General features: G+C 35.7%; 21 protein-coding genes. 8 read left to right on the top strand and 13 right to left on the bottom strand.

Going from position 1 to position 25,847, the window contains the following annotated elements; all coding sequences use genetic code 11:
- The first annotated feature begins 53 nt into the window (after positions 1–53).
- A complete protein-coding gene (locus tag KE503_RS14495) occupies positions 54–326 on the top strand; it encodes an AlbA family DNA-binding domain-containing protein (protein WP_022375474.1) in 273 nt (90 codons plus the stop codon).
- Between the two features lie 19 nt (positions 327–345).
- Positions 346–792 carry a 23S rRNA (pseudouridine(1915)-N(3))-methyltransferase RlmH gene (gene rlmH, locus KE503_RS06715; protein WP_022375475.1) on the top strand — a complete coding sequence of 149 codons (447 nt, stop codon included), beginning with the start codon at positions 346–348 and terminating at the stop codon, positions 790–792.
- Here the strand turns inward: rlmH and KE503_RS06710 are convergent.
- Positions 789–1,196 (bottom strand): acyl-CoA thioesterase, encoded by a 408-nt coding sequence (locus KE503_RS06710; RefSeq protein ID WP_022375476.1) that lies wholly within the window; start codon positions 1,194–1,196, stop codon positions 789–791. The genes rlmH and KE503_RS06710 overlap by 4 nt on opposite strands.
- Positions 1,197–1,254: 58 nt before the next feature.
- Entirely contained in the window at positions 1,255–2,616 is a 1,362-nt protein-coding gene (locus KE503_RS06705; RefSeq protein ID WP_212384810.1) for an MATE family efflux transporter, read from the bottom strand.
- A 548-nt stretch (positions 2,617–3,164) separates the two neighbouring features.
- On the opposite strand from KE503_RS06705, the gene tnpA reads away from it, so the two are divergent.
- From tnpA to KE503_RS06675, 6 genes are all read left to right on the top strand, one after another.
- On the top strand, positions 3,165–3,578 hold the full coding sequence (gene tnpA / locus KE503_RS06700) for an IS200/IS605 family transposase (RefSeq protein ID WP_212384809.1): 414 nt from the start codon (positions 3,165–3,167) through the stop codon (positions 3,576–3,578).
- A gap of 4 nt (positions 3,579–3,582) precedes the next feature.
- Positions 3,583–4,707: an IS200/IS605 family element RNA-guided endonuclease TnpB gene (gene tnpB / locus KE503_RS06695; RefSeq protein ID WP_212384808.1), complete on the top strand. Its 1,125-nt coding sequence runs from the start codon at positions 3,583–3,585 to the stop codon at positions 4,705–4,707.
- Between the two features lie 255 nt (positions 4,708–4,962).
- Positions 4,963–5,295, top strand: a complete 333-nt coding sequence (locus KE503_RS06690; RefSeq protein ID WP_212384807.1) for a hypothetical protein — start codon at positions 4,963–4,965, stop codon at positions 5,293–5,295.
- Positions 5,296–5,306: 11 nt separating this feature from the next.
- Entirely contained in the window at positions 5,307–5,543 is a 237-nt protein-coding gene (locus KE503_RS06685) for a hypothetical protein (protein ID WP_212384806.1), read from the top strand.
- A 326-nt stretch (positions 5,544–5,869) separates the two neighbouring features.
- Positions 5,870–6,340 (top strand): hypothetical protein, encoded by a 471-nt coding sequence (locus tag KE503_RS06680; protein ID WP_212384805.1) that lies wholly within the window; start codon positions 5,870–5,872, stop codon positions 6,338–6,340.
- Positions 6,341–6,362: 22 nt separating this feature from the next.
- Positions 6,363–6,635 (top strand): hypothetical protein, encoded by a 273-nt coding sequence (locus KE503_RS06675; protein ID WP_212384804.1) that lies wholly within the window; start codon positions 6,363–6,365, stop codon positions 6,633–6,635.
- 186 nt (positions 6,636–6,821) lie between these two features.
- Here the strand turns inward: KE503_RS06675 and KE503_RS06670 are convergent, their stop codons facing one another.
- The 11 genes from KE503_RS06670 to KE503_RS06620 all read right to left on the bottom strand — a co-directional run bounded on the left by KE503_RS06670 (position 6,822) and on the right by KE503_RS06620 (position 25,823).
- The gene (locus KE503_RS06670; RefSeq protein WP_212384803.1) at positions 6,822–7,550 is read right to left on the bottom strand and encodes an N-acetylmuramoyl-L-alanine amidase; all 729 of its coding nucleotides are present in this window, start codon (positions 7,548–7,550) and stop codon (positions 6,822–6,824) included.
- 4 nt (positions 7,551–7,554) lie between these two features.
- Positions 7,555–8,355: a GIY-YIG nuclease family protein gene (locus tag KE503_RS06665; protein WP_212384802.1), complete on the bottom strand. Its 801-nt coding sequence runs from the start codon at positions 8,353–8,355 to the stop codon at positions 7,555–7,557.
- Positions 8,356–8,471: 116 nt separating this feature from the next.
- Positions 8,472–8,885, bottom strand: coding sequence for a phage holin (locus tag KE503_RS06660; protein ID WP_212384801.1), 414 nt, complete (start codon positions 8,883–8,885; stop codon positions 8,472–8,474).
- Between the two features lie 31 nt (positions 8,886–8,916).
- Positions 8,917–9,528 (bottom strand): hypothetical protein, encoded by a 612-nt coding sequence (locus KE503_RS06655; protein WP_212384800.1) that lies wholly within the window; start codon positions 9,526–9,528, stop codon positions 8,917–8,919.
- Positions 9,529–9,571: 43 nt separating this feature from the next.
- Positions 9,572–10,000, bottom strand: coding sequence for a putative ABC transporter permease (locus KE503_RS06650; RefSeq protein WP_212384799.1), 429 nt, complete (start codon positions 9,998–10,000; stop codon positions 9,572–9,574).
- The gene (locus KE503_RS06645) at positions 10,001–10,411 is read right to left on the bottom strand and encodes a hypothetical protein (protein WP_212384798.1); all 411 of its coding nucleotides are present in this window, start codon (positions 10,409–10,411) and stop codon (positions 10,001–10,003) included. It abuts the gene before it with no gap.
- Positions 10,412–10,442: 31 nt separating this feature from the next.
- On the bottom strand, positions 10,443–11,273 hold the full coding sequence (locus KE503_RS06640) for a hypothetical protein (protein WP_212384797.1): 831 nt from the start codon (positions 11,271–11,273) through the stop codon (positions 10,443–10,445).
- A gap of 89 nt (positions 11,274–11,362) precedes the next feature.
- Positions 11,363–19,144, bottom strand: a complete 7,782-nt coding sequence (locus tag KE503_RS06635; RefSeq protein ID WP_212384796.1) for a tail fiber domain-containing protein — start codon at positions 19,142–19,144, stop codon at positions 11,363–11,365.
- 74 nt (positions 19,145–19,218) lie between these two features.
- Positions 19,219–21,684 carry a hypothetical protein gene (locus KE503_RS06630; protein ID WP_212384795.1) on the bottom strand — a complete coding sequence of 822 codons (2,466 nt, stop codon included), beginning with the start codon at positions 21,682–21,684 and terminating at the stop codon, positions 19,219–19,221.
- A 21-nt stretch (positions 21,685–21,705) separates the two neighbouring features.
- Positions 21,706–25,011 (bottom strand): hypothetical protein, encoded by a 3,306-nt coding sequence (locus tag KE503_RS06625; protein ID WP_212384794.1) that lies wholly within the window; start codon positions 25,009–25,011, stop codon positions 21,706–21,708.
- Positions 25,008–25,823, bottom strand: coding sequence for a phage tail domain-containing protein (locus KE503_RS06620; protein WP_212384793.1), 816 nt, complete (start codon positions 25,821–25,823; stop codon positions 25,008–25,010). The genes KE503_RS06625 and KE503_RS06620 overlap by 4 nt, the downstream gene beginning before the upstream one ends.
- Between the last annotated feature and the right edge of the window lie 24 nt (positions 25,824–25,847).

Genomic DNA, 25,847 nt, shown 5'->3' with positions numbered 1-25,847 from the left:
TATTTATATAGTATTAAGTATAGTTTGAATGAACGATGATAGGAGAAGTCATATTGAAAAATAAGTTGTTTTCAGGAGAGTCAATAAACATTGAATATAAAGTTGAAATGCCTAAAAAAAGCGAAAAATATATGAAAACAGTAGTGGCTTTTGCAAATGGAAGAGGAGGACGTATTGTTTTTGGTGTTGATGATGAGCCATGTGAATATCTTGAAATTGATGAAAACGATATAAAAGACTTATGTGACAAGATGAAAAAACAGCAGGCAATTAGACGAATCGGCACTAGTCATAAAGGCTATTGGGAATTGTTGATCAATTTATAAAGAAAGGTATTAAAAACATATGAAAATCCAAATGATCTGCGTCGGAAAAATTAAAGAAGCATATTTAAGAGAACTGATCGATCACTACACAAAGATTATCCGCAAGAAATATGATTTTGAAATTATAGAACTTCCTGACGAGAAAACACCAGATAACGCCAGTGAAAAAGAAGAAGCAAAGATCAAGGAAATTGAAGGACAGAGAATTCTTGATAAGATTCCAGAAGGATCTTTTGTAATTCCTCTCTGTATAGAAGGAACTCCTTATTCCACAGAACAATTCCAGAAGAAATGGAATCAGTGGAACAAGGAGTCCATAAATAATATTACATTTATTATTGGCGGTTCCCTTGGATTATCACCTAAAGTTATATCCAAAGGGAAATTAAAATTAAGTTTTAGTAAAATGACATTTCCACATCAATTAATGCGCCTGATCTTAATTGAGCAGTTAAGCTATCTTTAATCTAAAGCATTTTCGAACATTCGGTAAATTTCCGGGTGTTCTTTTTTTACATTGATCGGTTTTAGATCTTTTGTCACCATACCATGTGTTGTCTTCCCAGTAGCAATCAGATCATCACCTCTTGTAACCTTATAAGAAAACTCTAGACGAACAGGAGACAGCTTGGTAAGATTTACATGAATCTGTAACTGATCCTCATAGAAAGCTGCTTTTTTATATTTGCATTCAAGGCTTGTTAATGGAGTGATGATTCCTTCTTTTTCTACATCTGTATAAGAAATGCCAGCGGCTTTAATAAAATCAGTTCTGGCTACTTCAAACCAAACTGCATAGTTACTATGATGAGCAATCCCCATCTGATCTGTTTCTGCATAACGAACTTCAATTGTTGATATATGTCCCATAATTTACGCTCCTTTTCTTTTTGTTTATTGTAAGCATTTTTAAAGAATCTGTCAAAATTTAAAGAAGCTGTACTGTAGCGGTGTTCTTTCCTGATCTACCAATAAGTTTATAGTAAAGGATAAAAGCAATGACTGCGGTAATGATTTCAGCAACCCAGAATGCATGCCATACACCATGTACTCCAACTGCTTTACTTAATATAAATGCTGCAGGAATGATCACAACAACATAACGTAAAAATGAGATCATAAAAGACTGAATACCTTTTCCTAATGCTTCGAATGCACCTGCGGAAACAACGGAAACGGAAGAAGCTACAAATCCTGCACAAATAATGCGAAGTGCGATCGTGCCTTCTGTTAATGTTTCAGGATTGTTTGTAAACATACTCATAAGCGTCTGCGGTATCGTAAAACAAATGACAGTTCCAACAGCCATGATTCCAACAACAATCTCAAATGTCATAAGATAGATCTTACGGACACGTGCTGGTTCCTTTGCTCCATAATTATAACTCATAATCGGGCGCATTCCCTGAATCATTCCATTCGCTGTCAGATATAAGAATGTCTGTAATTTGTAATAAACACCAAGAACAACAACATAAGTCTGTGAAAATGATGCTAAAATCGCATTTAAAGCAGACACTAAGAAAGATGGTAATGCCATATTTAAAGTTGCTGGAATTCCGATGGTATATAATCTTTTAATACATGCAGCTTCTGGTTTTAAACAACCTTTTCGGATCTTAACATGAATTGGACGAAATAGATAAACGAATAAATAGATGATCAATGTACTGCTCTGTCCAATTCCAGTTGCAAGTGCCGCACCTTGAATTCCAAGTTTCGGAAAGAAACCGATTCCAAAGATTAAAAGTGGGTCTAATACAATATTTACAATACAACCGGTCATCAAAGCAATCATTGTGATCACCATATTTCCAACTGCCTGAAAAATCTTCTCAAAAGAAATACTTACCATAATAATAGTTGAAAACATTAATGCAATGGTTGAATATTGTAATCCCATTCTGATAACAGTCTGATCTTTTGTAAACATTGCCAAAAATGATGGCATGATCATTAATCCAACAATCGTAAAAATGATTCCATGAATAGTATTTAGAAACAATCCTTGTGTTGCTGCTTTATTGGCTTCTTTTGCTTTCCCTGCGCCAAGACACATTGCAATCACTGCATTAATTCCAACGCCAAATCCAACCGCAACTGAGTTGATCAGATTTTGCACTGGATATACAAGAGATAAAGCGTTCATTGCATCTTCACTGATTTTTGCAACGAAGATACTGTCAATGATGTTATACAATGAGTTTACAAACATGGAGATTACCATTGGCAGCGCCATTGATAATAATAATGGTAAAATTGGTTTTTCTTTCATATACGTCTGATCCATAAAATAATTTTCCTCCTTAACAACAAAAAAGAGACAATAGACTTTGCTGTTTAACGATCAGAAACAGTAAAATCTATAGTCTCTTAAAAGACGATATTTAATTTCTATAATATATTTTATTTATTAAAATACGCACCAGGCGGGAGTCGAACCCGCAAGAGTATTCTCAAACCCGCATAAATACGTGGTTTCTAGCACCTTATTTTAAGAAGGGTATCAACCAAGGTATCAGAACGTTTGTCTGGAATTTTCGTTAAAATTCCTTGCGGGCTGACGCAAACAATATTATTTTAGTATATTTAAAAAAAATGTCAAGTAATTTTTAAAAAATTAGAAGGAGGGAATCCTGTATGTGCGATACAATTATTCCTCAGCAATTAACTGAAATCACTTTCGAGTGGTTTATTTTTTTACGTTTTTATCCTCTTTCAGCAAGAAGACTCCGACCTCTAAGGTGGGAGATGAATTGCGTCCGTTATCTACTTGATATTGTATTTTAGCCATAGTATAATATATTCAGTCGAATAATAAGGAAGGGATGAAATATAGTGAAATTAGATAATAATGCACATTCAGTATTTTTGCTGAACTATCATCTTGTGCTTGTGGTTAAGTACCGCAGGCAGGTTTTCGATGGTGATATTTCCAACAGGGCGAAAGAGATATTTGAGTATATTGCTCCAAACTACAATATCATTCTTGAAGAATGGAATCACGATAAAGATCATGTACATATACTTTTCAGGGCACACCCCAATACAGAACTTAGTAAATTTATCAATGCTTATAAAAGTGCCAGTAGCAGACTACTGAAGAAGGAATTTTCGCAGATAAGAAAAAAACTGTGGGAAGAACATTTCTGGAGCCAGAGTTTTTGTCTGATCACAACGGGAGGAGCTCCAATTGAAGTAATAAAAAAATATATAGAAAGCCAGGGGCAAAAGGAACGAAAAAGGAAGTGAAAAAGTGGCAAACAGAGCATATAAATTCAGAATATATCCCAATGATGAACAAAAGATCCTGTTTGCCAAGACTTTCGGCTGTGTCAGAATGGTGTATAACCATTGGCTTGATCGAAAGATCAGGCAGTATGAGGAGAACAAGACGAATATAACATACACTGTCTGTGCAAAAGAAATGGCAGAAATGAAGAAAACGGAAGAATACGCATTTTTGCGGGAAGTCGACAGCATATCCTTACAACAATCGCTTCGGCATCTTGATACAGCATTTCAGAACTTTTTCAAACAACCGAAAACAGGATTTCCAAGGTTCAAATCAAAAAAGCGGAATAAAAACAGCTATTCTACGGTCTGCATCAATAGTAACATAACGATATCCAATGGATATCTGAAGCTGCCTAAGATTGGACAGGTTCGATTAAAACAGCACCGAGATGTTCCAAAGGAATACCAACTGAGATCAGTGACCGTCAGTCAGACATCAAGTGGGAAATACTATGCGAGCATTCTGTTTGAGTATGAGGATCAGGTACAGGAAAAAGAGATAGAAAATTTTTTGGGGCTGGATTTTTCCATGCACGGATTATATCGTGACAGTAATGGCAACGAGCCTGCATATCCGGGGTATTACAGGAATGCAGAGAAGAGATTAGCGAGAGAACAACGAAGACTTTCCAAAATGCAGAAAGGTTCGAACAATCGCAGGAAGCAGAGAATAAAGGTGGCAAAACTTCACGAAAAGGTTTCCAATCAGCGAAAAGATTTTCTACATAAGCAGTCAAGGCAGATAGCCAATGCTTATGATTGTGTATGTATGGAAGATCTGAATATGAAAGCGATGTCACAGTTGCTGAATTTTGGAAAATCTGTTTCAGATAATGGATGGGGAATGTTCACAGCCTTCCTGAAATACAAACTGAAGGAACAGGGGAAAAAGCTTGTGAAAGTAGACAGATTTTTTGCAAGCAGTCAGATCTGTTCAGCCTGTGGTTACAAGAATGTGAAAACGAAAGATCTTGCACTCAGGCAGTGGGATTGTCCGCAGTGTGGAACCCATCATGACAGAGATATCAATGCAGCGATCAATATCAGAAACGAGGGAATGCGGCTGGTAATGGAATCACTATAATTCAACATAATAATACAACCGTGGGACACACGGGGTTAGCTCGCGGATGCTTAGCACACTGGTGCTATCGAACGAGAACCAAACCTGCCGAGGTTAGGGAAGCTCCCACCTCTATAGGTGGGAGAGGATGTCACGGTTATACTAAAGTATTCTTACAACATAACCCAAAGAAGAATATTTTCGCATACTCATAAATCAAAACTATCTTTACACCAAACACACGTTCGTGCTATAATACTCAAGAGGTGAAATAAAATGTACAATGCAACAAACATTCCAGAAGCTACCAAGAGAATAAACATCTCAGGAGACACGCCTCCTGATATCTGGATGTCTATATTAGATTCTTATGGTAAGCTTCAAAAATTCCACATCAGAGAATTACTCCTACAGGGTACTAGAAAAGAAACCAACTCGGCAAGACAAGAACGTGAAGTAGAATATTACAAAAGCAGAATAGAAGTGTTAGAACGATTTAACATTTCTACAAAGACAAAGATACTAAAATACATTCCATCATCTGACACATGGTATATTTGCGGAGAATATACAGACCTATTACAATCACAGAGTTATTTGAACAGCTAAGGAGATACACAATGAGAATATACGAATACAACGAAAGCACTCAGACGCTCAATACAGAGTGCGGATTATTCCATATAGGAGACACAGTACAGTTCACAGAAATCGACTCTCAGACGCCTATAAAAACAGTCTTATATGGAGCTAGAATTGATTCTACAGAATATGTCCTTACATTCTTTGACGAGAAATGTGGGCTTCCTTTATACTTGTCTGAGCATGAAATAGATGATATGTGTAGAGTAGAATAAATTATATTGACATGTATTATTTCTGGTGTTAATATGATTATAAAGAAAGCACCCCCACATATTTAATCGATCCATATTGGAATCTAAAGTATACTAATGATATTTTTAGAATAATAGGGTCATAGTGGAATGTTAATTTTATGAGTAAAATAAACAAAAAATAACATTTTCATGTAGGTTGTTTTTGCACATAAAACTACAATTTTATTAACCATAACACATGGTGTTTTGAAATTTATATAAGAAGAGGTAATATTACTTTTTCTTTAATTAAACCGTAACGCAAGGCGTATAACTATCAATTCACACAGAAAAGGAGTTATACAATGTTTTATTCAGATAAAAAAGAAAGAGATGAATTTTACGAACATATGAAGTTAGGTGGTAAGATTGGTGACGAACCAGAAGCAACAGACCGAGAGAAAGTATTATGGTCTCTCGGTTTTTTGAATTGTGCCTTTCAATTAATTAGCACACGCTTAAAAAAACCATATCCTATGATTCTAACATCTATCGAACAACATGCAAATATGACATGCATGACCAATATTCGCAAAAATGTTATGAATGAGTATCAAAAAGCCAATAGGTTCATGAGACATGAATCATCACAGCATGTATTCCCTGGTGATAAGATTTTACACGGAATGATGCTTTATGCATTTTCATACAATGACGATCATATGAAAAGGAAGATTGCAAAAGTTGATGAGGATTATTTAAATTATATTATGGGTGCACAATATGCATCTAAGAAAGTTCCTACATGGAAGAGAAGTTACACCATACAAGCGTAAAGTATCAGAATGGAGAAACAATATGGCATTAATTAATCAAAATAACACTCATATTATCTATGAAAGCTCAGAGCTTATAGCAGATCTAAAACAAGATATTTTAGAATTTGGAAATGATTATATTGTAGCAGTTTGGTACAAAGAGATTGACGGAGTAACAGTTTACACAAATTACGACTTCATTAATGAAGATTCTCCAATAGACCAATCAGAACTTCAAGATGGAGAAAAGATCAAACCAATGACAATGGGTGCATTATTAGTAGCACTCGAACAACAGAACTCAATGTTCTAAAATCGTAAAAAAATAGGGTACACCAGAAATTAATCTGATGTACCCTTAAATTTTTATTCTGCTCATATTTACCCTCTCCGCAGCAGAGAGTAACATTTCTTTATCACTGACAAAGAAAACTAATAAAGAAAATACCGACTGATCGTCAAATCAATCATAACTGTTTCTTATCTCTTTTCATACTCTTTAGCATTTCTTTGTATAAGACAGTTTAATCCAACCTTTACTTGTTTTACCCCAACCGTTTTTGACGGCTTTGATTGTTACCGTTGTTCCCTTCTTATATGATCCTACTCTAGCACCTGAAGTAGAAGCAGTCTTACGGATGTTAAGAGCAGAAGCAGTTACTTTCACTTTGTATGATTTGAACTTAGAAGATGCTTTTGGTTTTACTACTGTAGAACCAGAAATGTCTGCTTTGAATTTAGCCCACTGTTTATTATTTTTTCCACACCAAGGTTCTGGGCACCGTTTTCCATTTGTGTCCCAATGACGAATAACATGACTAGCAGGGATATTATATTTTTTCATTAGTTTTTTTGTTAATGCAACAGCATTATTGTATGTCTTTTTAGAAACGCCATTAGCTACACCTGCCATTTCAATACTCAGACTGTTTGCGTTTGTGCAGTTTTTATAATATTTTCCTGCCCCATTTGCTTGAGTGAAGAAACCTCCAACCGCCCATGCTATTCTGTTAACAGGAACAGATTTCCATACAATATCTTCATCATCAATAAAATAATGTGCGCCAGCAGATCTAGTGTTACCAGTAGCAAAATAATCTGCGTTATTCTTTGCACTATCTTTCTCCCCACCTGTGAAATGGATTACAATAAACTTAATAGAACTCGTGCTACGTTTACTTCCATAGCTCACACTTTTAGCCGTTCTTGTTTTGAATTTTAATGCCATAATATCAGGCTCCTTTCTTTTTCTTTTTTATATAACAATTATTAGGTTCAAAATTTTTATCCATGTCTTTACGGCATAGTTTATCCCCATCTTCAAATCCATGATCTAATGCCCATTTCTGAAAAGTTCCAAAATCATTTAACCACTCATCACAAATAGAGATTCCTTTGCCACCATATACGTGATAACGAGGTCTATTTGGGTTTGTACAATTTGATTTCATAGTACTCCATTTAGAATAGAGTTTACTTCTATGTCCTTTGCGTGCATCTCCATGTTGAATAGGCTTACAACTTTCACATTTTCCACATGTATGTCTGTTGCTATTTTTTAGATTTGCGGCATATCTCGATACCACATTTCCACAATCACATTTACATATCCATCTTGTCCGTACACCACTTTTCATCGTAGATTCATCATATTTTAGAACAGTTAATTTCCCGAATCGCTGACCAGTTAAATCAATAAAATTGTGACTGTTATAGCCATAAATACCTGCACCGCCTTCTCCACCAGCAGACAAATTGTATCCAAAATGGTAATCATTACTTTTCAACTCTTTAATCAATACCTTTTCCATCTCACAAGCTTCATCCTTGGTAAGATTCTCTGCTATCACTTCATGCTCAAATTTGTTCCATCCGTACTTTTGGATAGCCCTATAAAAATGATCGTTCTTGATATAACCACGCCCATTTTGCCATCTTTGTCTTACATCTCTACTTGTTATCCCCACATACATCTTCCCACTAGGACTGGTATGTACATAAACTTTCCACTTAGTTTCATCACGGAAATCCACTTTTGTGTCCCAAAAATTCTCCTCGATAATATTTCCTCCAATCTAAAAAGAGCAGTCACCATAACAGCGACTGCCCAATAACTAATTATTCAATTACTAATTACTCACTTAGCAAATTATCCAACAATGTCGTCAGACTCTTTACCTTCTGCAACATCATCTAATTCTTTTTCAAATAAATCCTTATCAACTTTTACGATCACGTCTTTTTGACCAATCTTATTCTTGATTTCCTCAGCCTCTTCAAGAGTTAATCTACCGTCTCTCAGAGCGTAAGCAATTTCATCTGCAAACTGAGCTGTCCATGTAAAACTATGATTTTTCCAATCTCCATACAGAGATGTTCCAACTACAAAAGCAATACCAACTACTTGGTTAATCACATCTTCATGTACGTCAATCACTGGTTTGCCTGCCGCAGTTAATCCCATATTGATCCACGCTAACACCTGTAAAATCAAGCTTACAACAGTATGTGGTTTTACTTCACTCCAGTTAATGTCTGCTAAAAATTCTTTAAATTTGTTCATAATGCAATCCTCCTTTGCAATAAAAAAAGACCTACAAGAATGACTCTTCATCCTTAATAGGCAATGCTTTAATTTCTTTGTACATTTTTTCTCCAACGCCATTTTGATGTAATTGGTCATGGTATACCTTATAAATAGCATTGATGTTTTCAAGCCCCGTAGGGGAAATACAACCTTTTTGCTTGTAATACCTGTGGGCTTGTTTGATTCTGTCTCTTAACATTGCAGCAACACCTTCAGATAAAGCAACGTCTATTACGCACGCATCATCTAATTTTTTAGCCAGTTCAGCTGTATGTGCAAATAGTCGTTCCATGCCTACCTTTTGGTCTGTTAATAATGCGGCTTGCTCTCTCATCATGTCTTTGATAACTTGAATATCTTTATTCTGATTGCTCAAAATCTGTGTTAGTTTATCCAAAGTTTCTGTATGCTTATCGATCATTAAGCGTTGTTGTTCAATCACTTCTTTTTGATGTTTCTTTTCTAATGAGGCACGTGTCTCAAAACCAAACTTTTCGTTTAATTTGGAAGTGACATCAAAAATTTTATCTGCAAACAAAAGAACCGCAAAGACAAACACTATCAATGCAGCCCCATGTTGAGATAAAAAATTAATTATAATATTCCAATTTTCCATCATGTAATTACCTCGATTATTTTATAAAAATCACTCCTTTAAGTCTTTACCAAACATATTCTGGTTTTTTTTCTCCAAATAATAAATATCTCAACCAATCATCTACAACAATGCACACTGCACTCAATAGAATCCATAAGATTGTATAAGGTAAGCAAATCTGCCCACACAGATTAAAAGGCATCTGAGAGTAATCCCAAATGCCTAAATCTAACCATAAATTTAAAATACAACCTGCTATGAATTCCATTACAGTAACAATCAATCCTCCGAGAACCATCTGCTCACGAAAGGGCATAAGATGGTAGAAGAAGCGACTGTTATTGATTAGTCCAATAAGAATGAAGCAAGTACCGCCTAACACTCCCATTGTCCAATGTGTATATCCTCGCCAGATGATTTCAATTCCACAATAAGCAAATGCCCCAATGAGGAATAAGATAAGATATTTACATGATTTCTTTACATGCAACATTTATTCACCTTCTTTTTGATCCTCGTCTTTACAAATAAGCTGTAAAATCATGATGTCTCCCTCAAGAATTCCTTGACAATTCTCAATAACATCACAAACTTCGCTAAAAGTCATTCTCATCTTATGGAACTCAACCCCTGAGTTTTCCATGCTTAAAGGATTAAACTCTGCTAAGAATTTCTGCCCGTTCTCTGTACCATTGATCTGGGCATCAGTAGTGATATCATATTTCTGTAAGAGTTTATGTTTTTCTTCAAAATATTCCTTCAGCTCTCCTTGAATCTTTCTAATATTCTTGGCAAGCCCAGCACTTAAAGTACATGGTACTAATTCACTGTTTTTCATAAGGAATGCATAAATTGTATTTAACTGTCCTAAGATCATATCTGCCTGCATATTTGTCATTTCCATATTAATTTTCTCCTTTTCTCTATTAAACTAATTATTCTTCAGTCGTAACTGAATCTTTTCCTGTTTCATCTGTCTTATCAGTCGTAGTTGAATCTTTTCCATCTGAAGGAGTAGTAGATTCTGTTGACTGTACAGGAATTACTTCATATTTAATTTCAATCTTGTCCAATTCTTCTCTGCTAGTAGCACTAAAGATTTGCGCTTTGATTACATTCATCTGCTGAAAGTAAGGATAGACAAATGCCTTGATCATTGCTGTTAACTGCACAAATTCCTCAGCAGTGAATGTTTCACACGCACTCTTCTTACTATGCCATTCAAGAGTTACTTGCTGACCAGCAGTAGTAAGAGCCTGATACTGCATAAAGTTCAGAGCCATTTCATTCTGATCTTCTTCGCTGACTCCATAAGGCTTGCCATTGAATTCAACACTCTGACTTGTTAAGAACTCAGCAAGAGCAGCTTTGTTTTTCTCCTGTAGATAGTTCTTGTACTCATCAAGGCTTAGTGTGTTAACGTCAACGATCTGATTAACTTTTTCATCAAGTCGCTGCACCTGTTCTACAATATTTGCTCTTGTAAGAGATACGATCAGCGCATCTTCCCATTCTCCATTAGAATTGTTATATAATCCTTGCTGCAAAGAGATTTCTTTGTAATTGTTAAAACATGTGTAAGTTGCAATTTGCACATCATCTCTGTAGATGTCTAATGTTTTAAAGTTTGTAAATGCTGATTTAACCTCTTTTAGATCATCTGTGCAAACGACAAGTTTACATTCCATGTCAAAAGTCATAGAATCAAACTGCATAAGATTAAATACTTTGTCGTCAGAGCCATCTAATTTAACTGTGTATACCATATGTATTTCACCTTTCTTTCTGTTTTTGAGCATACAAAAAGAGCAGTCCGAAAACTGCTCTAATCTGTGTAGTAGTTATTTAATTTTTGTTACATATTTATTTTTTTCACGATTGTTTTAAGCATATCTTTAAGTTCAGCGTTTTCTTTTTGAAGTTCGGCTAATTCTCTACGAGTTTTCTGAACCATGTGAGTATTCAAAGTAATTAGATTTGTGTAGTCTAATCCGTGTTCTTCATCAAAGTCTACATCATATCCGATTCTTTCTTTGATATCTTCGTGATCAATGCCGAATTTGTTGAACATTGCATAATCATCTGGATTTTCACCCATATCTTCAAACAATTTTTCTGTTGGTTGTGCTTTTAATCCAAAATATCTGTCTTCAGATTTATCATAGCCATCAATATATTTGAAGCTTACTGGCTGCAATTGCATATATAAGTCTTCAAATTTATCTAAAGATTGGAAATCTTGTTTTAGACGAACATCAGAAGTGGAAACAGCTTTATTTGCCCATACAGATGATCCATAGATTCGTGTTTGATAACTGTTGTTACCGATAGCTGTTGATTTGGTTGAACCTGCAATATAGTATCTAGCGACATAATTGCTCATTTCTTGTGAATATAATCCAATTTGTCCAGGAACAGATATTCCACGTCCGGTAATGTAAACAGATTGAGTTTCATTGCTCCAGTTGCCTTCATTGTTTACTCTGAATGAATAGTAACCATTTGAATGAAAATAAATATTTGTTGTATCGTTAGCTTCAAGGCATTCTACATAGTTTAAAGAATTTCCTGTATACACGAATTTATTTGCAGCGAAATTACCAGAATATTTTGCACTAGAATACCCTATATCAAAAGAATTAAATTTATCTCCTTGAGACGCCATAAAAGACGCACCATCAGCAGAAAAACAAACATGCAAGTATTTGTCGGTAGTCTGATTAACAGGGGTAGTGTAATAGAAATTAGAAGCGCCGCTTGATAACGAAACTTCATTAGCTTCGCTACTATAGCTATCAGAATTGTCGTTAACTTGCAAGATTTGTAATCCACCTGCGCCCAACATACCTATTTCTTCTCCGTCTGTAAAAGAAATTTCATCAGGTAAGACACTTACCTTATAGGAGTAAACATCGTCCTCGTCTGAATATTTAACTGTTGAATCAATAGTTAATCCCTTACCAAACAGTTTTGTAATATAGTTGGTTGTAATGGTAGAGGTTACTGTACCATCATCATCTTCGGTATAAGGTTCACTATAACTTCCAGTGCCTGTCAGTATTCCATCCTTTAGTGTTAAATCACCGATCTTGCCAGTCGTAGCGGTTATATCACCTGAAATAGTAGCACCATTAGCATATAATTTGCCATTATAGCCAACTCGGAAAGGAGCATCATTGGAACTACTACTTCCTGCCCAGAAAGCCTGATTTCCACCAAAACCACTCGCAGTAGAACCAGAACCAGTAATTAACCATTGATCAGTAATAGTGTATTTACCAATCTTACCTTTCGTAGCAGTAATCTCACCACTCAAGTTCGCATTCTTGGCAATCAAATTACCATTTAAATCCCAACTCAAATTAGGGGCTGTAAAGCTGCCATCCTTCAAATTCAAAAATGATCCCTGCGTACCACCAGAAGAGATGTAGTTGTGAGATTTAATGGCATCTGTTGCGATTTTATCTGCTGTAATAGCATTAGCTGCGATTTTATCGGCTGTGATAGAACCGTCTACGATAAGTTTACCAGTTGTAGCTTTTCTAACTTGAGGGTTACGAATCTTTAATGTGCCAGAAAATGTATTTCCTTGCCCATCGGTTTGTAAAATAACCCTAAAAAATCTTGCGTCAGCTGGCAATGTTTCAACTACACTAATATGTGTAATTGCCCCATCTGATGTAGCCGTTACGCCTTTGGATCTCGTATATGAAATAATTTCCTTAGTACCATTGGTTACAAATATCATAATCCCAGACGTTAAATAAGAAATGTCGGTATCAGAAGCCTTAAGTTTACCTTTCACAGTAGTTGATAAATCATATTCTACATATAATTTTTGACCACCTTCACATGTAAACCATTGAGAAATATCCTTATCTCTGTCTATCGGATTAGCAGTAAACCAAACGCCTTTTGTATCATCTGTAGCTGTAAAACCATAATAAGATGCGGTGTCTTTATTTAATTGACAATAATTCGTAAAATCCCCAATAGCTATCTTACTAGCAGTAATAGTATTTGCTTTAATCCATCCACCATTCATCTGCGTAGTGTCACTTACTGCTCCATCTGTCCATTTTTTAACCATTGAATTAAGACTTGTTGTTGATGAACCATTGCTAGCTACCCAGTTAACTGCATTAGAAGAGTAGTTTTCGGCATCTGTTAAAGCTTGACTTGCTTTATTAGTTGCATCCTGAGAAACATCTTCAGGAGCAGGAGTCCAATCTGTGGCTTTGTTTCCTGCTTCAATCTTATACCTTCGTGTTTTGCATTCTATTGCAGTAACTCTTATATACTTTGTATTGCTTTTCAGTTCTATAATAATACTGCTTTTTTGTCTTGGATTATAAACAACAGTATTTATACAATTTTTATCGGCATCATACTCACAATATCTTCCTGAATTATTTGTGTTTGTAAAATCTTCATATAGAGTAACTGTTATATATTTATTTCCTGAAACATCTATCCAATCACTAGTTTGATCTCCACCGCCAGAACCAATAAAACTTCCTTTACCATCTGTAGACAAATAGCCTTCTGTGATATTTTTTTGAACTAATAAATTCCTGCCACCAACCTCTAAACCATCGACTTTACTCTGTGCTACTTTTCCAATTTCATTTTTAGCATCAGTACTTAACCCACTAAAAGTAACCAACCCCTTGAAGTTAATCCTCTCAGCGACAAGATCAGCAACACGATCAGTTAAAGTAAAATTACTAGAACTATCTCCGCTTTTAACAATCCACTCAAATTTATTAGCGGTCTGATTAGCAATAGTTTCTACATTAACAATCTTTCCATTTACATCTTCTGGTGCTAATGTGAATGGTGTAGCAGAAGTACCACGTTCGATCTTTAAACAGATTTGTGAAATGTCAGAAGGAGCAATGGGTGAACCATCAGTATAACCAACCATAATGGCTATATATTTAGCATCCTTCATATTAAGAGTTTGTGGGAAGTCATTCCACGCACATAAAACATAATCTTGTCCAAGATAATTTTTATTAATATCATATGCAGCAATCCAATGTCTAATAGGTTTCTTAGATTGATTTGAATAAGCAGCTGAAATCGTAATGTCTCCATGGACAGGAATTAATTCTTTTGGACGAATGGTATCAGCGTTAGAACTTTTGGTGTTGGCATATGTTGTTCCAACAGCAGAACTTTCTGAGACAGTTCCTTGCTCCCAATTAGAAGGAAGATTACTTACTAAGTTCTGACCGTTAATTTTATCGTCTTCAGGAGCTTCAGTGTAATCGGTTGCTTTTGTTCCACGCTCAAGTTTAGGACATGCAAAGTAAACTTTATCGTCTCCAGACATAGAAACTGTTTCTTCGAATCCAATTTCGTTCATATATGTATCAGTTGCCAACATATCTTTTGTAACTGTAAATGTGGCAGAATATCTTGCCCAACTTGTACCAATATTAAAAGCTGAACCTTTGAACCAATAAGCCTGTGCGTTTCCTTTGAATCGGTACGAACAACTAATGCTTTTTCCAGATGCGTTATTTGTTTTGGCGTATAAGGAGTATGTCAATGTATCTCCAACTTTAACTAATCCTCTATCAATAACATGTGATTTGAACGACCACGCCAACTTTCCCCATTGATCTTTAACCGACCATACAGGGCATCCGTTAAATGTTTCGACTTCGTCTATTAAATAACTAACACCATAATAATTATTATGTGCTCTAATAGTTTGAGAATACAGCAATAAATTTCTTCCACCAATCTCAAGTCCATTAAAATCATCCTTAGTCACATAAGTTTGACCAACAGTCGTTTTAAATCCATTCATTGTTTGCTTAAAATCACTGTAGTCATTCTTAAAGTCAGTAAAATTCTTACCGTCCTCACCAATTACGCTCATGACCTTACTGACTTTCGTACTAATACCATTAATATTAGTCATGTTTTCCACCAGCTGATTCGTAATATGTGATTGTCTAGCAACAGGTGTACCATAGTAACAGTTCATGAGCTGACATTCTGACAGAGCAGAAATAGTTGTACCTAATCCAATATATTCACCACCAGATTTTTCATTTAAAACTACCTCAAGACAATTCCAACCTTGGATAAAACTAAGCGTTAATGATTCCCCACTACTAGTATTACATGTATCATCTCCGCCAATTAATTTGCCATTTAAGTACAAATGTGCTCCATCGTCATGCTTAAATGTAATCGCAACACTTTTAGCAGCAGAGAACTTCACAAAAGTAAGAGCGTAGCCAATATAGTTATCTCCATAAGCCCAGCTTTTCCCAAAATCCGTATCATTAATTAATACACTCTGACTAGGTGTAAGATTTGTATTCTTAGCAAATACATCCATTGTACTCTTGCCTTGATATTCACTTGCAAACAAACTCTTAGGATAAATCTCATATCTCCACTTATTCAGTCCTTCATTCGCTTTGCTAATATCACCCTTAACCAAGTTCAAATCTTGCTGATAAGTAGTCTTTTCCACTCTTTGTTCAATAGCCTGCTTGTTTTTATCCACCTTTAAACTCACATCAGAGATCTCTGATTTGGTAGATAAAATCGCTGTTTGGACATCTTCGGGAGCAGCTGACCATCCTGACGCAGATTGTCCTTTTTCTAGTTTAATGTCCCATAACCTAATTGTGTAAGAATTAGTACCATCTGAATACTGATTAACTCTAAGTTTATATTTAGTTGTTTTAGGGACAGTAAAAACAGCATATCCTTTTGACATATCCAAAAAAGTATTAGTGTCGTCACTTACAAGCCACAACCCCACCAATTTTTCTGATGGAGTATGTCCCCCCGTGTCATGTTTTGTTGCCCAATTACTATCAGTTTTTGCTTGTAAAGTATATTTTTGATTTACACTCAGATCAATAGAGGTAATGATTTTAGGATATGTTGACCAATCATCTGTTTTCAAACCAGTACGCTCCAGCGGATTTGATTCTCTATAAGAAGATGTGTTCAACAATAAATTCCTACCATCACCAATATCACTCACATCATAAATCTTAGCAATACTACAAGTATCATAAAAGCTACTATCACTAGCCACAGCTCTGAAAGTAACCATAGTAACAGCATCACTGTATAAACTACTATCTTTGCTAACAGCCAACATATTATTATTGATCGTCAAGCCTTTCTGTCCACTCACAACATCAGCAAAGCTAACGCCACCATCAATACTGTACTGCCATTTACCAAAACTGATTTCTCCCTGAATAGTAGGTTTGATTGTAATTGTGTTTGGTGCAAATGTTTTACCACCATCTGTAGATTTGAAGTATTGAGATGAAGGTGTGATAGAGAGGTTTTTGGCGTTTTGTCCTTTATCTCCATATACACCAATAACCTTAGGTGTGCTAATAGGTTCGCTCGTGCCATCTGAATATTTAGTCTGATAACAATTCCATAAATATTTTTTATCCGCAGTGAGTTTTTGAGTTGTAATGTCTGTACTCCAACCAGAAGTAGAAGAAGTTACTCCAGAGGCTTGAGATGTTGCTAGGTAGTATTGAACTGTTTGGGAAACTCCACGACCTTCTAGGTCTTTTGGGTGAGGTGCCCAAGGGGAAGCAGCAGACCCTTTTTCTAATTGAATATTTCTTACATAAACATCAACTTCGGAACCAGTACCACCACCAAAGTAGAAATACAAATAAAAACTACCGTCACTTTCTATTTTGATATTAGACGGGATTATGTATGTTTTCGATTTTCTCGTCCAGTCTGGAATGGAAGTTGAATATTTTAATCCGTTGTGTACAGCTGCCCAAGAATTATTATCTGTAGTTGTTGCATGCATAAGACATAAACCATTATTCTTTGTACCAAAAGTACCTTTAACATCACAGCTAAAAGTAACAGTGTCACCAACTTTCAAATCCAAAACAGAAGAATTAATTTTTACTCCACGAGAACTATTTGGTGCACCATTAGAAGCCGTTGCTTTATAATGCAAACCATTTGTAGTAAATGCAGTTGCAGAAACATTGTTTACAGTTGCCATTGAAAAATTTACGTTATTTGGTAGTGAGTTATATAAAAATGATGATCCAATAAGTGCATTCCAACTAAACTTCTCACCATCAACTCCCTTATAACTAACACTATAAGAAGTAGTATCTTTCCCATCTGAATACTTAACATAAGTCTTAGTCCATAAATACTGCCCTTGGTCGCAACTTGGCATTGTCGTACTCCATGCACCTGTAGGGGCAGTAGTACCACTTGTACTAACTTGATAAGTAACTTCCGTTTTACTTACAGTTACAGAAGTTCCGTTCGTACCGTTTGTGCCTTTGTAAGATACACTGTATGCTTCTGTTTTATTACCATCTGAGTATTGTACTGTAGTTTTAGTCCAGAGATATTGCCCATTATTAACCGTAGGAACAGTAGTTGACCACGTTCCTGTAGGTGCTGTTGTGCCAGAAGTTGACGTTTGATATGTAACTGATTTAGATGTGATTTTTATAGATGTACCATCTTGACCTTTTTGCCCAGTGTCACCCTTATCACCGTAAGTACCACAAATAACAGGACTCGTAATACTTCCTCTAGTTCCATCATCATATACAGTTTGCTTGCAATTCCAAAGATATTTCTTTTCTGCTGTTAATTTCTGAGTTGTAGGATCAGTAGACCAACCACTTGTTGAGGTTGTGACGCCTGTAGAAGCAGAAGTAGCAAGGTAATATTCAATTACGCTTTGAACTGATTTACCTTTGTCTCCAGTTGCTCCTTTGAGTTCATCTGGATGTAAACACCATGGAGATTCTTTATCCTCTTTTGCGATTTTAAGATTGCTGATCTTGATTTTTCCAGTACCGTCAGTATTGTCAAACCTAATACCAATTTCAAAAATTTTCTTATCAAGTAATGATTGTTTCATAGTGCAAACCGCAGACAAGTGTTTCTTACCATCAGAAGCAAGAATTTCTGCTTTTGTAGGTTGTACTTTCTGTAATCCTTGTGTAAAAATGTTATCATATGACCAGCTATAATCAACAGATCCTTGAAACCAATAATCAAATGTACCACTTGTGCCTTGTGTAAATTGAGTCCATTCAAGGTCACAAGAAATAACAAATTTATCTCCTTCTTTTAGTGTTTGACCAGATAAATCTAATTTATTAAATAACGTTGTTTGATTTGTTAAATTTCCTTTAGGTGTAAACTCCTTAGCAGTTCCAGTACCTTTTAGTAAGTTCCAAGCAAAATTACTTCCGTCTTCACCCTTAACACCCTGAGGTCCCTGTTTTCCACAACTCCAAGAAAACTGTTTTTTAACAGTCTGTCCATCAAGTGTAATAGGGATCTCAATAACTCCTGTATCGGCACCAATAGTAGTGTCAGCACTCACACTAAATGTAACTCTTTTACTACTCTTACTGACAGTGATTCCACTACCAGAAGTAATATTTCCAATCGTGTAATCAGTCCGTTCCTGACTACCACGAATAACAATAATGTCTGTATAGTAACTTTGTGCGGAAGTTACTTTTCTATTTGAATCTGTGGCGAATTGCTGTGCTTCATTTGTTAACATGACTGTGAAAGGTTCCGTCACGTTAACAAATGTGCCTTCCGCCCAAGCAATAGTTTTATTCACGTATAATTTCCTCCTTTATTTAAACACAGAATCAAAAAAGTAATGACTCTGTGTTTAAACACATACCATTGCTTTTAAGATTCTGAAATTTCTATATCAAAACTTATTGTTCCTTGAATTACAGAACTATCTACAAAGATAGCTTTCCCTGTTGCATAAGGAGTTGTTGTATCAAGTGATTCTCCTTGTGCATTTTTTCTATACCACTTATATGTTAATGTTGCCTGATCACTGGATGGAGCGGGTGCCCATTTAGAACCATCGTATTTCATTAAAGTTACAGTTTTTGCAGACGTATTTACCGCATAATAAAAATCTCCGCTTGTAGGACTGTTAGGTGCTTTTGTTAAGAAATCAGTTGATTTAGGAGCATCAATTTCTATACCATTTCTTAACACCTGAATCCATGCTCCACCAGCTCCCTGTCCATTTTTAATTGTCATAGGGATAGAACTTCTTAATGTAGCTGTACATGGGTCTGTTTTATCCTGAACCACACTATATGCGTTATAAGTTTTTCCACCATAGACTGCGGAAACTCTAAAGGACGCAAATGAATCAACCATATCTGGCGTTACTGTCAATGTAGATTGTGTTTTACCCTCAAGATTTGTATACCCCTTTCCTGTAAATTTTGCCCATTGATAACTCGAAGCAGTTACAGCGGTTGTTCCATTTTGTAATAAAGTTTGTAAGACAACATTATTGTTACCATTATAAATTAACCCATCTCCCTGAGGGTAAGCCTGTAACAATACAGCACTTGTACCATTTAGTGCCTGTACAGATTTAGACCATGAAAACTTAAAAGTCCTTGTTACTGAAGCAGCACTAATGGTAATTGTAATTTCGCCTGAATTGGCTGTGCTTGACAGCACTGCATCTTTCGCAACAGTTAATACGATTGCTCCATCGGCAGATGCCGTAGCCGCTGTATTTGTTTTTACTGTTACTCCGCTAGGCAATGTTCCAACGGTCGCTGTTCCTGCAACTCTGACTCCACCTTTATTACATTCAAATGGAATTGTAATATCTCTAGCTTCTTTTGCCTTTCCAGACGTGTCACAAGGAATACTTTCATGGAAGTTTCCTAAGTTTACTGCAACGGCATCCTTACCAGCTGCACCCGTATCTCCTTTCTTGCCATCAGGCACAACTGCAACAGTTTGGCTATCTAAAAGCTGTGTAGTGTTCCCAGATGCATAAAGTTCTGCTTTGATAATCTTTACAGATGTTGAAGATGGAGTATATGTAATGGAAGTTTGATCAGAAGAAGAAGTGTATTTTAAAGTGTAAGTTGTTCCATCAGTTGTTTCGTATACTTTGAATCTACCTGAGTAAGCTGCTGCTACTGTAGCATTTCCAACCCTCTTTGTCCCAGAAAATTTAACACTTGTTGGCACATAGACATCAGAAGCATTTAATTTCATAACCGCAACATCAGATGAAATTTCGAAGATTTGTGCATCTTTTCCATCGGCTCCAGATGTATCTTTATGTATATTGAATCGTCTTGTGATAGTAGCACATCCGGTTTTTGTTGCAATAAATTCAACGTATCCTGACATTACTGTTAAGCCTGTAACAGTATATTTGTGTGTGTCAGAATCAAAAGATCCTGTTACACCTGTACTAGGAGTAGCTGTGATATTCCAGTTTGCGGTATCGTCGTTACCACCTTTCCAAATAGCCATTGCAGAGTCACATCCTGTGAAGGCACCTGTTTTTGGAGTTCCTGAAGAAGTACAAGAAACAGAAAATACATCATTAGTCATTTGACAAGTATAAGTATCGCTACCTGCGGCACCATCTCGCACATTTTGAATCTGATGAATATCAATTAGCCCGTCCATGTTTGTAACGAGTTTAATTGTTGCAACTTCATTGAAGAATACAGCATCAGTGTTTTTGACAGTTAATGTAGTGCTTGTCCCAGAGTTTGGATAAACCGCATAAGACCCATCTGCTTTTTTATATTGCCATTGTTTTAATGTACAATTTGTTAAGTTGGCTGTTAATGCAATAGAAGAAGCAGATACTAATTTTCCAGAACCATTATATTTAAATGAAGTTTCACCTGTAATAGAACATTCTGAAAGCTCCAATGCATTCTTATTAAGACTGAATGTGATCTGCTGTTGTGTTTCTGCTACAAGTTTTGTATCTGGATCTGTATAAGTAATTGTACAAATATACGATAAAAGCTCCACAGATCCAGCAACCATCATATTTTTACTTACATTTAATACACCAGAAGAAACAGTCTCGCCTGTTACCAAATTTGTAACCGATCCAGAACCCACTCTACGTTGCCAAATAATTGACATTCCATTTGCGTTTGGTGCAACTCTTTCATTGTCCACAAGAATTACTGGTGTGATAGTTAATTTATTTGTTCCCCAGTCTGGTGCATAGTTCTGAGCTTGGTTCGGATCGTATTGTATTGTCAATGGCTGATTATAATTTAAATAAGCCTGAATCTGCTTTCCATCTGTTAAATCGACAAAGGTGCCCTCTGTCCATGCTAGTATTTTTCCCATATAGGTTATTTCCTCCTTTAATTAATTTGTTGATGCGACAGTTTCTCCATCAACCACAAAAAGCAGCTTAATAGCTGCTCCAAAATATATATCGTCTCTAGTTATAGTTATTTGTTTTTTTCCTTTATGAGCTTCATTCCAATAAGAATCTCCACTCGTATCTCTCGATTCTCTTTTCCATGCAAAATGAGATTCATCCCATTCGTCTGTAACATCTTGTCCATCTTTAGTTAAATGAGCAGTTGCTACTGTTTCATTAATTCCTCTACCAAGTGTTCTGCCAGCAGAAGTGGTCATGAAGATTTCATATCCCATTTCATCCATCTTAGTATCCCAGTCATCTAATGTACTATTTACACTTTCCTTAAATGTCGCATACTCAGCTCCCCACAAACCGCCTTTACCATCATAAATCTGTGTAATATCAACTCCGCCTTGTGCGTTCGCTTCAACGATAGGGAAGTTCAGCTTATCCTTAGATATAGATTTATCTCCAAGCATATTATTCGCAATCAGCCCATCAGCAATCGCATCCTTAGTAATACCTTGACTTGTCATGATCGTTGCGCCTTTATCGTCTTTGATAATAATGCTAGGATTTTTGTTTGTATCATAACCGATCTGGATTCCAACATTGCCTTCAGTGTCTAAGAATTGCATGGCAGACCCGTTCATTATAAAATTACCGTTCTCAGATAAGATTCGCATTGTGTCAGAGATTGTAATATCGCCTGCGGCTAAGTCACCGATCGTCATTTTCCCTGCGATTCCGTTTATGATCCATGCACTGTCAAACTTAGCATTTGCTGAGGATAAGTTGAATACAATACCTGTTTCTGTAGAAGAAGTGCCAATGATTGCAGAGTTAATATTGGCAACGTCTGTGTTCAACTTTTTAATATCAGCCGAATTAGCAGCAATATATTCTGAGTTAATATATTTGCTAAACAACTCATTAAACTCAGCCTTGTCACCTGTGATGTTCCCGACATTAATTACTTTATAATTCAGATAATCTCCAAACAGTTTGTTAATTGTTCCTTGATCACTTAATACATTTTGTACACTATTGTTCACTACATTTCCAAATAAGGAACTGTTCGTCATTCTCTGAAGCATATTAGTCATATACTCAACAGAATCTTTGGAATCGCCTGTTCCGACAGAAATACTATTTTTCTGCGAAGCAGCAGTATCGTCAAACAGATAAGAGAAATCATCCCTACCTGTTAGACTCGTGATCATGTTAGTATACGTCACACTAATTTCCGAACTTTTTGTGCAAGGATTATATGCAATTGTCAATAATCTTAACTTAACTGCATAATCATCACGCACACCAACTCGAATAAAGTTACCAACCGTAAACTGATTATGCCAACCTTGTTTGTTATCTGAATTTACGTCTGCATATTCATTTAATGAAAGAATGTTATCGAGAGAAGTTTCAATCTGATATTGTGGTTGAGAAGTTTCAGAGATACGTTTTAATCCATCTTGATATAATTCTTCGCAATGCTCGTAAGATGTTACTGCGTCATCAAGAGAAGTAGTAAAGATATTATTGTTTGTATAATCTCCCATACGAACAATGTTCATGACAGCGGTGTATTCTTTATCTGTCAATCCAAATTGCGGATCATTGAGTTCAGAATGAGTATTCATATCTGTCATTACATCGTCATATGGTTTCTTCTGAGTTTTAAGTTCATCGACCTGTGCGTTTAACTCTTTTAATTTATATAGAAGTGAGCCTTCTGTGTTTTCATCGCCAAGCCAATTTTTGTACTTAATAAAATTCTTATGGAATACATTATAGGTTTTTTCATCCTTTACACCAGCTTTGCTAATCTCTTCATCAGTAAGGTCTTTCCAATCTTTTTGATATGCAGCGAGAATATCCATAATCTGTTTCTTATATTCATCACGTTTACCTTCAAGTTCTTTGATTCCATATAAATCCCAATTTGATTCAAATTCATCATTATAATCAATCTTCTTATCATCGGCTAAATGCAAGTTTTGAATTGCTACCTTAATATTTGGAATAATATAATCTCTTAATTCTTGATATGTATAATATCCTTTATTGCTTTCTTTTAGTAAAGCAAGATATTTTTCATGATCAACTTCGCCAGAAGAAGTAGTCCAAGGTTTATAGACACGATTCTGAATATCATCTGGTTTATCCCATTTGGTATAATTTCCGTTTGAATCTTTCTCATGGTCATCTCTTGTATCTACACTGACTTGGATTGTAGTAAGCATCTGCTCATACATTTTTAGAGTTTTCTCAAGAGTTTCTTGATCCATTGTTTTATATTGAGCAATCTGAATACCATCATTTGGTACACGATAGTAAATTTCATCTATCTTTGCCTGATATTCCGCAGACTTCTTTCCGTTCTCAATATATTTAGCGTGGTTATCAATTTGCCACTTTTGCCATATTTTGATCTTATCAATAGTTTCTTGAGGAAAGTAGTTTGTAGTCAAATAGTAGTCAAGATTATAGATATAACTTCGACCATAATTGACTCTCGTAATATCTAACTCTTCATCGCCTTGAATGGTCAGAGCATTATACATTGTATCTGCCTGTGGAGTCATTTTAAGCATATTAAGTGCGTTACGCCATCCAATGAAGATATTCGTGTCTTTTCCTATGTTTTCTTTGGCATACGCACTTACCGTTCTATTGATTGTATCGAAATAAAATACGCATTTTACAACATTAGCTACAGTCGTGTTAAGGAATGCGTAAGCATTGGTATTATCTGCCTCAAACGAATATTTTTCATTCTTTATTGTAGGATCAATATAACCAACACTCCATCCTGGAACTCTGTCTAATACCAAATGCATCAATGATAATTCATGGTTTCTGTCGTTGCAAAACGTGATGTATTCTTTCGCATAACCCATATCGTCTACGTTATTTGTAGCCAACATTTCCATAGAGTCTTTTGTACCTTTGTTGAAAGATAAACCTTTCATATCCTTATCTTCAAAGGTTTTCTCATCAGAATACGCTTCACATGCTTTGTATTCATATCTACCATTATCATTTTGCAGAGAAGGTTCTTGAAGTTGAAAATAGTCAAGTCCTTCAAGATAAATTGTCATATGATCTTTTAGCTTCTCATAGCCAGCAGATTCAACGTATTCGCCATCAATATCTATATACCTGTCTACATTAAATGTAAGACGATTGAAATCCTTTAATTGCTGTTCGTATTCAACGCTCTTAATTTGTACTCCATTTAAGGCGCAAATAACAGTTCTATCAGGACGACATAAATAAATTTTTGCATTGTGTTTAATCATAACAGATCACCGATCCGTTTCTGTGGCACATCGAACTCGATTTTATAAGTACACGCACCTGTAATGTTTATAACATTATATCCATCATGCAGTTTAAGCCACGAAATATTTCCAACATCAGCCCATCCAATGTCTTCAAAATTAGTCAACCCTGTTACAGTTCCATCTGTTACCATACAATGTTTACAATCAATACATACTGGTAAAGCAGGTTTACACAGTACTGACATAGAGTTTTCATCACGAACCTCGATTGTTACTGTTTGACTTGTCTTAGAAGTGATCGTTACCTTTGGATAAATCTCATACTCCACATCGTCGCTATCTACAAAGATGTTTGTTGAGAATTTATTACTTGTTGCGACTTCGCCAGAAATCTCATAGTGTTTCCATATAAAAGGGGTATCACAAACGAAACTGCATTGAACTGCATCAAGTTGCCCAAGTTTGCATGTGATCATTTTCCATCCGATATTCTGAAAGATTCCTTTGTAAATAACAGTCTCTTTATCATCTGCAATTCCCGTCAATGGTTTTACAAGAGTAGGAGAAGTCAACCATTTATTGATTTTTCTTTGCTCTGAATTTGTGAACCCATGCCCATTTTCTTTTACAAGGTAAAATTCATATGTGATCTCATCAGAATACATTGCACCATAATGATTTGTCTCCTGACGTAACATTGTTTTTTCACCTTTAACAATCTCTCGTGAAAATCCTGTGATGTCATTTGTCACATCAAACTGTACGACCATTAGAGGCGTATCTAAGATTGTTTTTGTAGATTGTCCGTTATATTCAAATGACAACATATATGTGGTCTCCTTTCTGTATAA

The sequence above is a fragment of the Anaerostipes sp. Marseille-Q3525 genome (genome assembly GCF_018223505.1).
Taxonomy (GTDB): domain Bacteria; phylum Bacillota; class Clostridia; order Lachnospirales; family Lachnospiraceae; genus Anaerostipes; species Anaerostipes amylophilus.
The sequence above is the reverse complement of the archived record's forward strand: the minus strand, read 5'-3'. Positions and strand labels throughout refer to the sequence as shown.

Bases quoted from the DNA above. Each gene is read 5' to 3' on its own strand.
- rlmH (WP_022375475.1), top strand. From the start codon at position 346: ATGAAAATCCAAATGATCTGCGTCGGAAAAATTAAAGAAGCATATTTA.
- KE503_RS06625 (WP_212384794.1), bottom strand. From the start codon at position 25,011: ATGATTAAACACAATGCAAAAATTTATTTATGTCGTCCTGATAGAACT.
- KE503_RS06690 (WP_212384807.1), top strand. From the start codon at position 4,963: ATGTACAATGCAACAAACATTCCAGAAGCTACCAAGAGAATAAACATC.
- KE503_RS06655 (WP_212384800.1), bottom strand. From the start codon at position 9,528: ATGATGGAAAATTGGAATATTATAATTAATTTTTTATCTCAACATGGG.
- KE503_RS06660 (WP_212384801.1), bottom strand. From the start codon at position 8,885: ATGAACAAATTTAAAGAATTTTTAGCAGACATTAACTGGAGTGAAGTA.
- KE503_RS06640 (WP_212384797.1), bottom strand. From the start codon at position 11,273: ATGGTATACACAGTTAAATTAGATGGCTCTGACGACAAAGTATTTAAT.
- KE503_RS06685 (WP_212384806.1), top strand. From the start codon at position 5,307: ATGAGAATATACGAATACAACGAAAGCACTCAGACGCTCAATACAGAG.
- KE503_RS06630 (WP_212384795.1), bottom strand. From the start codon at position 21,684: ATGGGAAAAATACTAGCATGGACAGAGGGCACCTTTGTCGATTTAACA.
- KE503_RS06705 (WP_212384810.1), bottom strand. From the start codon at position 2,616: ATGGATCAGACGTATATGAAAGAAAAACCAATTTTACCATTATTATTA.
- KE503_RS06680 (WP_212384805.1), top strand. From the start codon at position 5,870: ATGTTTTATTCAGATAAAAAAGAAAGAGATGAATTTTACGAACATATG.
- KE503_RS06620 (WP_212384793.1), bottom strand. From the start codon at position 25,823: ATGTTGTCATTTGAATATAACGGACAATCTACAAAAACAATCTTAGAT.
- KE503_RS06675 (WP_212384804.1), top strand. From the start codon at position 6,363: ATGGCATTAATTAATCAAAATAACACTCATATTATCTATGAAAGCTCA.
- KE503_RS06670 (WP_212384803.1), bottom strand. From the start codon at position 7,550: ATGGCATTAAAATTCAAAACAAGAACGGCTAAAAGTGTGAGCTATGGA.
- KE503_RS06650 (WP_212384799.1), bottom strand. From the start codon at position 10,000: ATGTTGCATGTAAAGAAATCATGTAAATATCTTATCTTATTCCTCATT.
- KE503_RS06645 (WP_212384798.1), bottom strand. From the start codon at position 10,411: ATGGAAATGACAAATATGCAGGCAGATATGATCTTAGGACAGTTAAAT.
- KE503_RS06710 (WP_022375476.1), bottom strand. From the start codon at position 1,196: ATGGGACATATATCAACAATTGAAGTTCGTTATGCAGAAACAGATCAG.